The 11,234-nt window shown below is 37.9% G+C and carries 9 protein-coding genes; 4 read left to right on the top strand and 5 right to left on the bottom strand.

What is annotated here, in order from left to right:
* Nucleotides 1-32: 32 nt before the first annotated feature.
* Complete coding sequence (locus H7254_RS17985) at nt 33-2,369, top strand: RND family transporter (RefSeq protein ID WP_301934284.1); 2,337 nt, start codon at nt 33-35, stop codon at nt 2,367-2,369.
* Nucleotides 2,370-2,383: 14 nt separating this feature from the next.
* Here the strand turns inward: H7254_RS17985 and H7254_RS17990 are convergent, their stop codons facing one another.
* The 4 genes from H7254_RS17990 to H7254_RS18005 all read right to left on the bottom strand — a co-directional run bounded on the left by H7254_RS17990 (nt 2,384) and on the right by H7254_RS18005 (nt 7,943).
* The gene (locus H7254_RS17990; RefSeq protein ID WP_301934285.1) at nt 2,384-4,792 is read right to left on the bottom strand and encodes a hypothetical protein; all 2,409 of its coding nucleotides are present in this window, start codon (nt 4,790-4,792) and stop codon (nt 2,384-2,386) included.
* A 125-nt stretch (nt 4,793-4,917) separates the two neighbouring features.
* Nucleotides 4,918-5,232, bottom strand: coding sequence for a hypothetical protein (locus H7254_RS17995; RefSeq protein WP_301934286.1), 315 nt, complete (start codon nt 5,230-5,232; stop codon nt 4,918-4,920).
* A gap of 72 nt (nt 5,233-5,304) precedes the next feature.
* Entirely contained in the window at nt 5,305-6,918 is a 1,614-nt protein-coding gene (locus tag H7254_RS18000) for a S8 family serine peptidase (RefSeq protein WP_301934287.1), read from the bottom strand.
* A gap of 98 nt (nt 6,919-7,016) precedes the next feature.
* A complete protein-coding gene (locus tag H7254_RS18005) occupies nt 7,017-7,943 on the bottom strand; it encodes a PfkB family carbohydrate kinase (RefSeq protein ID WP_301934288.1) in 927 nt (308 codons plus the stop codon).
* Between the two features lie 299 nt (nt 7,944-8,242).
* Between H7254_RS18005 and H7254_RS18010 the strand changes: the two genes are divergently transcribed.
* Complete coding sequence (locus H7254_RS18010; RefSeq protein ID WP_301934289.1) at nt 8,243-8,851, top strand: L-threonylcarbamoyladenylate synthase; 609 nt, start codon at nt 8,243-8,245, stop codon at nt 8,849-8,851.
* Nucleotides 8,852-8,875: 24 nt separating this feature from the next.
* Here the strand turns inward: H7254_RS18010 and H7254_RS18015 are convergent, their stop codons facing one another.
* On the bottom strand, nt 8,876-9,472 hold the full coding sequence (locus H7254_RS18015; RefSeq protein ID WP_301921265.1) for a ribonuclease HII: 597 nt from the start codon (nt 9,470-9,472) through the stop codon (nt 8,876-8,878).
* Between the two features lie 81 nt (nt 9,473-9,553).
* On the opposite strand from H7254_RS18015, the gene H7254_RS18020 reads away from it, so the two are divergent.
* Entirely contained in the window at nt 9,554-10,618 is a 1,065-nt protein-coding gene (locus tag H7254_RS18020) for a COX15/CtaA family protein (RefSeq protein WP_301934290.1), read from the top strand.
* A gap of 65 nt (nt 10,619-10,683) precedes the next feature.
* On the top strand, nt 10,684-11,234 hold a 551-nt coding region (locus tag H7254_RS18025; RefSeq protein WP_301934291.1), incomplete at its 3' end, for a hypothetical protein.

Consider the following 11,234-nt stretch of genomic DNA (forward strand, 5'->3'; position numbering starts at 1 on the left):
TGTATTTAATTTACCAATAAAATAGTAATACTATGTGGCTACGCCTGGCAAAGTTTGTATTAAAAAACCGGTTACCGCTTTTAATTGTATTGTTTGCAGCCACTGCTGTTATGGGTTATTTCGCCAGTAAAGTAACTTTAAGTTACGAGTTTGCAAAGGCCATTCCGTCCGACAATCCCAAATACCTCGATTATGTAGCTTTTCGTCAAAAATTTGGGGATGACGGAAATTTACTGGTGATAGCCGTGCAAACAGATAAAATCTTTGATTTAAGAACCTTCAATTCTTACAGGCATTTAGAATCAGCATTGAAAAAGATACCCAATGTGGAGAATGTGCTCAGTATGCCTTCTTCCATCAAATTACGCAAAAATGAACTGACACAAAATTTAGTTGCTGAAAAAATATTTGCTGATAGTATTTCTACACAGGCTGAACTGGATAGTGCCAGGGCTGTTTTCTTTAATCAGCCATTTTACAGGTCGCTTTTGTATAATTCTGAAACAAATGCTTATTTGATGGGCGTACGCATTAACAAGGATTCATTGAGTTCGCCTAAACGTACTCGTATTGTAAGTGATATAAATAAAGCAGTAACGGCATTTGAAGATGAAACAAAAATTACTACTTATATAAGCGGGTTACCGTTGATAAGAACACTTGTATCTGACATGATTAAAAAAGAGATGGGGCTTTTTTTAATTGGTTCATTGGTTTTAAGTGCCTTGATATTACTGGTATTTTTCCGCTCGTTAAGCACAACACTTCTTTCTTTGCTGGTGGTACTTTCAGGCGTTATCTGGAGCGTGGGTGTATTGTTTCTTTGTGGTTATAAAATTACGTTGCTTACTGCATTAACGCCGCCATTAATTGTTGTAATTGGTATACCTAATTGTATTTATTTTATAAATAAATACCATACTGGTTTTTTGGCGAGCCAGGATAAAAATAAATCACTGATAGACATGGTTAGTAAAATGGGCGTGGTAACGCTTTTTTGCAACATCTCTGCAGCTATTGGCTTTGCTGTATTTGCCTTAACACGCAGTGCCATTTTAAAAGAGTTTGGTGTGGTGGCAGGCATTAGTATTATGCTAATTTTTGTTATCTCTTTTATTTTATTACCGGCCGCGTTAAGTTATTTGCCTGCACCCAGGCCTGCACAAATGAAATATTTACATAACAGGTGGATTACGTATTTATTATTAAAAATTGAGCAATGGGTTACAAATCACAAAGGCCTGGTATTTGGAATTACGGGTATTATACTGGCGGTGTCAGTTGCCGGTATTTTTAAATTAAAAACGGTTGCATATATTGTAGATGATTTGCCAAAAGAAAACAAAATTTATACCGATCTTAAATTTTTTGAGCGAAATTTTAAAGGTGTAATGCCATTAGAAATTATGGTGGATACAAAAAAGCGTCATGGCCTCAGTGGGATGAGGGCACTAACTGTTTTTAGTAAGATTGATTCTTTGTCTCAGTATGTTTCTGCTCAAAAAGAAATGAACAAGCCATTGAGTATTGCTGACGGATTAAAGTTTGTAAAGCAGGCTTTTTATGATGGGGATTCTGTTAATTACCAGTTACCCAATTCGTCTGACATTGCTTTTTTAGGCGATTATTTAAAGCCCGGTAAAAATGACAGCAGCAGCAAAAATAATTTATCAGCAATGCTTACGGCCTTTATAGATACCGCTAAAGAAACCACTCGTGTAAGCATTAATATGGCAGATGTGGGAACAGAAAAATTACCATTACTGTTAAGCGGCATCCGGCATCAAACTGATAAACTTTTCGACAGCACAAAATATAAAGTAACGTTTACAGGCAGCAGTATCACTTTTTTAGAGGGCAGCCGGTTTATCATTAATGGGTTAAAAGAAAGTATTTTTTATGCCTTTATTTTAATTGCGGTCTGCATGTTATATCTTTTTAAATCGGCCAGGATTTTAGTATGCTCCCTGATACCAAATATAATTCCTTTAATTATTACAGCGGGCGTGATGGGGTGGATGGGTGTGCCGCTGAAACCGTCTACCGTATTAATTTTTAGCGTTGCATTGGGTATTGCCATTGATATTACCATCCGCTTTTTAGTAAATTATAAACAGGAGCTGCCTTTGTATAATAATGATGTGCAGGCCACTGTGAGTGCTACCATAAAAAGTACGGGTTTAAGCATTGTATACACCTCACTGGTATTAATTGCAGGGTTTATCATTTTTTGTATGAGCAGCTTTGGCGGCACAATATCTTTAGGCTGGCTTACATCTGTTACCTTATTAGTAGCCACATTAACCAACCTAATTTTATTACCAGTTTTATTATTGCTGATGGCTCCTAAAAAAAAGCAGCAACTGTAAAGAAGCGATGCCTGTTATTGAAAAATCTTTTCTTCTCTTGTTAACTGACCCAGTTCATTAATGCCTTCAATAATTACCCTTATTTTTTTACAGTTATCACTGTTAAAAAAAGGAATGGTAATACGCCTGTTGTTTTTATCCATCAGTAAAAATGAGTTCCAGTAAAGTGTAGTTCTGTAATCTGCTACATCAGGATCGTTGTTGGTTTCATAGTTGGGCGAATAAAACTGTTTGATAACGGAGTAACCCACCACATTGGTAAAATCCAATCCTTTAAAGGAGGAGTTTAATGCAGCTCCTTTTTTGGTGTAAACAGCAATAGCACCTCCTGAACCGCCACCCATTGCACCAAAAAACGGTGGCCGGAATATTTTTATCATGGCAACATCGTTCATGTTAACATTTTGTAACTGGTTAACATCCGAATTAATTTCATTTAAAAAAAAGCTGGTAGGGCTTCCGCGCCAGGTGGCACTGCCGTCGCCAGTGGTAGATATTTGTAAACCCGCTACCTTACCTTGTAAATAACTCAAAATACTTTGTGCCGATTTTGCAAACGGATCGTCTTCTGTTGTAAAAGTATATCCATCTCCACCACTGAACATACCCGAAGTGTATTCGGCATCTAATTTTTCTTTTAAACTTTTTTGTTTGGTTGTGATCACCACGGTGCTCAGTGTTTGTATTTTATTGAGTTCCGTTTGAGCCCGCTGTAGTTTAGCCATGCTACTGCTTTTTAATAAAATTATACTGTCGGTTTTTGCAGGAGCATATAAAGCAGCAAGCAAATCAACAGACTGGGCAGGTGATTTTATAAAACTGTTTTCAAAAGCAAAACTCGCAGCGCTGGTAAGGGTTTTATCTTTATCATTATTAAACTGATAGTATAATTTGGCAGTATCAAAAAAGTATAGTTTGTTCAATTTAAATTGCCCGTCATTTTCCATAGGAATATTAAGAAATTGCGGGGAGTTGCTCTTTGTTTTTAAAATACCGGTTAAATCTTTATTGCTCAACTGTAATTTAGAAAGACCCAATACCTTGCCTTTAATAGAAATATAGTCTGTGGGCGAAATGCTTATTACCGGCCATTTTTCGGCGAGTACGTTTTCCCATTTAAATCTTCTCCAGCCATTGGTCATCATTACTAAATCAAGATGTTGTTTAACAGAATCTTCGTCGCTGGAAAAATAATATGCAGGGTTAAAAATATACCCTTTTAAATCGCTGCTAAGCAGGAGCCGGGTATAAATATTTTCTTCATTTTTACTTACAGGATTAATGCCTTCATCGGTAACAGCTATGGATAAATTAGTAAGGAGGTTGTTGCCAACATCTATCTGTAAAACATTGCGGGCACGTTTGGTAAGATTTTTTTCCACCGCATGCAGATCAGTGTTAAAATAATAATTGTTGTTATTGATAAAAATAATTCGTTCAGCAACGGGCACTTGTGCTGCATTAAAAACAGTGAGTTGTAAAATACCGCTCGGCATGCTGTCTGTTACAATTGGGGCCGTAACGGTACTCTTTTTTGTAAGATTTATTTTTGCACTGTAAACCATCCGCTGCTGCATTTGCGCAATTACGGAATACTGCGCTGATGCCGCTGATTCCGTTTCCGGTCTTGTTAAAGTATACTGGATGCGGTTTCCTGAATAAGTGGTGCTTAAAACAAGGCCATCTTTTTTAGCATCGGATAATACAGTTTGATGTTGCAGTCCTTTTTTATCTTTCCATACAGCTTTGTATTTTTCACCCGCTTCCGGCAGCAATGAAAAGTAACCCATGCCATCATGAACTGAAGAAAAAGTAGTGATAGTTTTTCCTTTACTGTCCACAATATTTCCGTTTACTGTTATAGGTGTACCTTCCTGGTCTGTAGCTTTAAACGCTACACCTGAGCTAATGTTTTGTACCAGATCTCCACCTTCTGGAAATAACGTTAAAGTGTAAATCGCTGCAATGGGTAATTTTTTTACAGTTGATTTTAAAGGGATAATATGCACCGGTTGCATGTACAATAAGGTAGAATCAAAATTCAGCATCCAGGAGGTGTAGGCTCTGATAAATAATTTATTACCATGTAAGGTATCCGGCAAATCAAAACTGGAAGCAGCACCCGATTCCAGCACGGGCATCATCTTTCTTTGCAGCATGGTTCCTTTTTCATCTACCAGTTCTGCATAGCAGGTTTTACTGAGTGCGGCAGGCAGGTTATCGGCGGTGATATAAGCTTTAAACCAGATGGTTTCGCCGGGATTGTAATACAATTTGTCCATGTGCAGGTGAATTTTTTCCTGCGGGTAATTCTCATCTAAAATGTTCAGCAAAGAATCAATACGCTGTGCGTGAAGGGTAGTAAAGGAAGTGGCAAAAAATATATAGAAAGCTATAATTTTATAAAAGCTGTTATTTATCATTGTAATGAATGTTGGTTTGTTTGCGGTTAGCAAAATAACTTATTGTGCGCTATTAAAGATATTAATCAAATGCTAAAGTAAAATAAAAAAAGCCCGTGAAGGGCTATAAATCAGGTTCAAATACTTTAGTCTCTGCGTGGAGGGGGGTGTAAATCACTGACGCCTATTTTATTGATATCGTCATCGTAGGTATCCGGCTTTTTTTCCAATAGGGCTTTAACATACAAATAACCGCCGAAAGCGCTTACAATACCCATTGCCATCAAGCCATACAAATTGGCATTTCCAAATAGCAGCATACCTAAAAGAAGGCCCGTAAATTCAGCTATCAGCCAACCTGCTATGGTGTACCATTTCCATCTGACTGGCGACAGACCTTTTTGTGCGGCCAGTTCTCCATTTTTTTTACAAAGAAAAAAAAGTGCTATTATTTCAATCATACAATTACAATTTTTATTGGTAAAATTAATCAACTTTAAATGGGTGTCTGGTTTTTTTAACAATCCATTCATTTATTGGTTGCCATACAGTTTAAGTGCAAGTTTAACGGCTTCATAAGCATTTATAATTTTACCGCTGCGGCACAATTGCTGTATGGACACTTTTTTATCCCCTCCCGGAATGGTTACTTTTTCTTTAACAACATATCCTGTTTTCAATAACAGGTCAATCAGCTGCTCTGGTGTTAATTGTGGAAAATAAGATTTTAATAAGCCCGCCACACCAGCTGCAACAGGGGCCGCCATGCTGGTGCCATCAAAAGCTTCGTACCCATTATTGAATGTGGTGGAATTAATATATACACCGGGTGCAAAAATATCTACCAATTGCCCATAGTTTGAAAAGGGAGCTATCAGGGAACCCGTACTGTAATCGCCACTGGCACCAATGGTTAAGTAGTTGGTGGCCCTGGTGCCATCCATAAAAACCGGGCTCGGATAAAAAGGCGCTTCATCAATATCTTCGCCGTCATTGCCTGCGCCATGTACCAGCAAAACACCCCGTGCAGCAGCATATTTTACCGCATCGTCCACCATTTTTTTATAGGGCGAAACTGGTTTACCAAAACTCATGTTGATAATTTTTGCACCATTATCAACTGCATATCTTATAGACAATGCCACATCTTTATCATGCTCATCACCGCCCGGAACAGCTCTTATAAACATGATGCGTACATTATCCACTATGCCATCCACACCAATGTTGTTATTGCGGACTGCCCCGATAATACCCGATACATGCGTGCCATGGTTGCCGGCATGATCGTACAAATTATTATTGCCATAAATACTGTCATTGATATCTTCGTATTTGTCTTTTGTCATGGCTCCCCTGTAATCTACCGGCTCGTCCTCCAGCCGTTTTTTATTGGCCAGCAGATTATTTTTATAGGTATTTATTTCATTGATAAAAGTAGTATTGGTAACAGCAGAATCATCCGTGTTTTTAAATAAATCTTTCCATACCGCTATGGCCCAGCCAAGGCTATCTGTTGCTTTAACCGGTAAGATGCTGGCTTTTGTAAAAGATGTTTTATGAAGATAGGAAGTAATGAGCCGGTTGGAAACTTGTATACCAGCTGAAAAATTTTCAATCGCAGGATAACTTTTTTTATATTCCTCATACTGTTTGTTGAGCAGCATTTCAGCCCGTTTAAATTGTTGAAATAAAAACTTTTTTTCAGCAGGAATTTCAGCATCGGTTTTGCCTTCAAATTCATTTTTAAAATGATGATAAACTCTTGTAATTTCATGGGTATTCACTCCAAGGTTTTCGCCACCGGCTGTACCGCAAAAATTCCATCCATGTATGTCATCAATATAACCATTGCCATCGTCATCTTTTCCGTTGCCAGGTATTTCCCTGGGATTGGTCCATAAAACGCTTTTCAGGTCTTCATGCAAAGTATCAATTCCACTATCTATTACAGCAATGATCACCTGCGTACTTTTTCTATTGGCCAATAATTCGTAGGCTTCTTTTACGCCGGTACCTACATAACCGTCCTGTTGATAATTGAGTAAATGCCAGCCTTTTAATTTGGGATGAACCGTGGTTGGCTGAGCAAACACGGCTGCAAAAAATAGCGATATAAAAGAAAGTACAATTATTTTTTTACGCATGGGTATAATTTCGGGCGGCGAGGGATGGTGACTGTAAATGTATTAAAATAAAAAACCGGCAATGCCTTATGCCGGCTTTTATAATAAAATTTAACAGGTTATGCAACCAGGTCTATATCAAAGTTTACCAGTTGTACAAATTCGCCCAGCCTGGTTTCAATATCTTTTTTGGTTATTTCCTTCATTCTGTTGGGGCCAAATTTTTCAACACAAAAACTTGCCATAGCGCTGCCCACAATCACTGCTGTTTTCATATTGGAAAAGCTGATGTCTTTTGTTTTTGCAAGATGACCGATAAATCCTCCTGCAAAAGTATCACCGGCACCGGTTGGGTCAAACACTTCTTCCAAAGGTAAACCCGGAGCAGAAAAAACATGGTTTTTATGAAACAATAAGGCACCATGTTCTCCCTTCTTAATTACCAAAAAAGCAGGCCCCATATCCATAATCACTTTGGCTGCCTTAACCAGCGAAACTTCGCCACTGAGTTGTCTTGCCTCGCCATCATTTACCATCAGTACATCCACTTTTTTTAATACTTCTTTCAAACCATCCAATGCAATTTCCATCCAAAAATTCATGGTGTCCATTACAATCAGTTTTGGCCTGACTTTTAACTGATTGATAACGCTTAATTGTATGGATGGAGATAGATTGCCTAGCATTAAAAATTCAGCGCCCTGATAGCTTTCGGGTACTACCGGGTTAAAATCTGCCAGTACATTCAGGTCGGTAACCAATGTATCCCTGGTGTTCATATCATTATGGTATTTACCACTCCAGAAAAAAGATTTTTTATCAGGAACAATTTCCACTCCTTCCAGTTGTACTCCGCGTTTTTTTAGCAGGTCCATTTCTTCGGCAGGAAAATCATATCCAACGATAGAAATCTGTTGAATGGGGGTAACAAAATTGCTGGCAGCATACGCTACATAAGTGCCGGATCCACCTACAATTTTATCTATTTTTCCAAAGGGGGTTTCTATGGCATCAAAGGCCATGGTACCTACTGAAATTAACGACATGTTTTGTTTTGATTTTGGTTATTAAAAAAATGTATAAGAAGCTGCAAAAGTAACGGTTTTGCTTTAAGGGTCCGGCAGGGCTATACTTGTATTGTTTATTTTTATTTTACTGCAAGTAATGGCTTTGGAATGCTGAACTTTAATAAATAAGTTACCGTATTAAAAAAACCTTTATCGTCACTTTTAAAAGTTATTAAACCGTTAAACTAACTTTGATATATTATCTCATTGGATGTTTTACGGATAAATACTTCCAGTTGTGATTATTAATTTTTTACTCATTTTTAAAGATAATTATTATGCTTATTCAGATACATCCCCAAAATCCCCAACCCAGGCTGATAAAGCAGGTGGCAGAATGTCTGAAGGATGGCGGTGTTATTGTTTATCCAACAGATACCATTTATGGACTTGGATGTGATATTTTTCAACACAAGGCCGTAGATAAAATTTGTACTATTAAAAATATTGATCCAGCGAAAGTGCAGTTAAGTTTTATCTGCCGCGATCTGAGCCATTTAAGTGATTATACAAAAAGTATTGATACGCCTTTATACAGGATGCTTAAAAATTATTTACCCGGACCCTACACTTTTATTTTGCCGGCAAGTAAACAGGTACCCAAAATTTTACAAACTAAAAAAAGTACCATCGGTTTGCGTATACCTGATAATGTTATCTGCAGGCATATCCTTGATATTTTGGGTAACCCCCTTTTAAGTACTTCATTACCGGGAGAAATGGTGGAAGAGTATACCGACCCGGAAATCATTCATGAAAAGTTTGGTCATGTGGTGGATATGGTGATTGATGGCGGAACCGGCGGTATGGTACCCTCTACCATTGTAGACTGCGTAACAGATAATTGGATAATTACAAGGCAGGGAACGGGAGAATGGGCTGCCTGACGGTCTTACCTGTGTAAAAGGGATTTATCTTACTATTGCTGCAGCGGAAAAAATACTAAAACTTTTTCGGTGGTAAGCGCATAAACCATGGGTGGCAATAGCTTCCCGGTGAAAAGCAGTACCATAGCCTTTGTTATTATGCCAGCCATATTGCGGATATTGAAGATGCAGTTGCTGCATGTATTCGTCACGATAAGTTTTTGCTAATATGCTGGCAGCGGCAATGGAAGTGTACAGGCCATCCCCTTTAACAATGCATTGATGGGGCAAATTTTTATACGCTTTAAAACGATTGCCATCTACCAGCAGTAACCCCGGGGCAAAGGGTAATTGATCCAAAGAAAGATGCATTGCTTTAAAAGAAGCCTGTAAAATATTAATGGTATCTATTTCATCATTGTCAATTGCTGCCACAGCAAAAGCAAGACTCTCTTTTTCGATGATTGGCCTAAGCAGGTTTCGTTCTGCTTCTTTTAATTGTTTACTGTCATTGAGCAACGGATGATTAAAATCTTTACTTAAAATAACAGCCGCGGCAAACACCGGACCCGCAAAGCATCCACGCCCGGCCTCATCCAGCCCGGCTTCAATTAATTTTTTTTGATAACAGGATAGTAGCATGTTGAACAAATATCCGCTAAAAAAGGCAAAAATGAATTCATTCTGCAAATACCACCATCGCTATACTAAATTTGCATTTGTATGGATAAAATTTTGGATCAACGCAATAATAAGCAGGTAGCCTTTTGGTTATTAACAGGTGTAGCAATGATTTTGGTACAGGTACTGATTGGTGGTATTACCCGTTTAACAGAGTCGGGTTTGTCAATAACCGAATGGAAGCCAATTACAGGAGCACTGCCACCATTAACCAACGTAGCATGGCAGGCAGAGTTTGACAGATATAAAGTAACCGACCAGTTTAAATATGTACACCAGAATTTTTCGCTGAGTGATTTTAAAGGTATTTTTTTTTGGGAATGGTTCCATCGTTTATGGGCAAGGTGTATGGGGTTGGTATTTTTAACAGGATTTATCTATTTTTTAGTTACCAAAAAATTCAATAAAAAAATGATTTTGCCCATGGTAATATTATTTTTATTGGGTGCAACACAGGGTGCCATTGGCTGGTTTATGGTAAAAAGCGGATTGGTGCCTGAAAAATATTTTGTGGGTCATATAGAACTGGCTACGCATTTTATTGCAGCGATGGGTTTATTGTGTTACGTTTTATGGTTTGCGTTAGGCTTACTGGAAGCCCCGAAGAGAAAAGCAGTCAATGTTGCTTTGCAGAGATTGATGCTTGTAATTGTTACAGTCTTATTTTTTCAATTGGTATATGGTGCATTTATGGCAGGACTAAAAGCTGCGTCCAGCGCACCTACCTGGCCCGACATCAACGGTAAAATAATTCCGTCTTCTTTAACAGAATTATCTCCGTTCTCAAAAAATCTTCTGGATAATAAGATTACCATTCATTTTATTCACCGTGGTTTGGCCTACCTACTTTTTGGTTTAATTACTTATTGGTATTTTGCAGCAGCCGTAATAAAGAATCACCCACTTTTTAGCTGGCTAAGGTCGTCCCTGATGGTGCTGGTTTCGCTGCAGGTTTTGCTGGGAATATTGACCGTTTTAAATGCTACGTATCCCAACCGTCTGGTATTTCTGGGAGTATCTCACCAGTTTACAGGTATGTTATTACTTATGTGTGTGGTAGCTATTTTATTTGTGTTAAAAAGAAAATATACCAGCCTGGCAAAATAATTAGCAGGTATAGATGTTATGTACTTGTGTTTAATAAGTAGTACATTTAAAAAAAGTCCATATACATGAAGCTACTGCTGCGGAATATTTTTTATTCATTTCCTATTCAGTTGCTGATTTTACATTTTAGGAAGTACCAGATATTATTGATTTTTTGGTTCCTGATGGCAAGTACAATCAACAGTGGCTTTATGAAAAGCTTTGGAGCAGATGCCCTTTTTTTTGTGCCTGAATACCTCGGCAATGTAAATGCCCTTAGTTCGGCAACTGTGGGCGTTGCCATGGGTGTATTTTTTATGAGCTGGAACATCACTACTTTTATTTTGCATACCCGCCGCTTTAAATTTCTGGCAACCGCTTCTAAGCCATTTTTAAAATATTGTGTCAATAATGGATTGCTGCCTTTATTTTTCCTGATCTTTTACCTGATAAAATCCATACAGTTCAATACAAATAAAGAGTTATTAAGTACCGCGGAAGAAATTGCGCTGATACTTGGTTTTTTAGGTGGTTTTATATCACTGATCGCTTTTTCTTTTGCATTCTTTTTTGGGGTTGACAGAACAATTTTGCGCACCATTACTCCGGTAATTGCCAATCCTGAATTTTTTAAAAG

It is taken from the genome of Ferruginibacter sp., assembly GCF_014377975.1.
Classification (GTDB): domain Bacteria; phylum Bacteroidota; class Bacteroidia; order Chitinophagales; family Chitinophagaceae; genus Ferruginibacter.

What these genes read in the sequence shown, in the direction of transcription:
- H7254_RS17985 (WP_301934284.1), top strand. Translation starts at nt 33, where the DNA reads ATGTGGCTACGCCTGGCAAAGTTTGTATTAAAAAACCGGTTACCGCTT.
- H7254_RS17990 (WP_301934285.1), bottom strand. Translation starts at nt 4,792, where the DNA reads ATGATAAATAACAGCTTTTATAAAATTATAGCTTTCTATATATTTTTT.
- H7254_RS17995 (WP_301934286.1), bottom strand. Translation starts at nt 5,232, where the DNA reads ATGATTGAAATAATAGCACTTTTTTTTCTTTGTAAAAAAAATGGAGAA.
- H7254_RS18000 (WP_301934287.1), bottom strand. Translation starts at nt 6,918, where the DNA reads ATGCGTAAAAAAATAATTGTACTTTCTTTTATATCGCTATTTTTTGCA.
- H7254_RS18005 (WP_301934288.1), bottom strand. Translation starts at nt 7,943, where the DNA reads ATGTCGTTAATTTCAGTAGGTACCATGGCCTTTGATGCCATAGAAACC.
- H7254_RS18010 (WP_301934289.1), top strand. Translation starts at nt 8,243, where the DNA reads ATGCTTATTCAGATACATCCCCAAAATCCCCAACCCAGGCTGATAAAG.
- H7254_RS18015 (WP_301921265.1), bottom strand. Translation starts at nt 9,472, where the DNA reads ATGCTACTATCCTGTTATCAAAAAAAATTAATTGAAGCCGGGCTGGAT.
- H7254_RS18020 (WP_301934290.1), top strand. Translation starts at nt 9,554, where the DNA reads ATGGATAAAATTTTGGATCAACGCAATAATAAGCAGGTAGCCTTTTGG.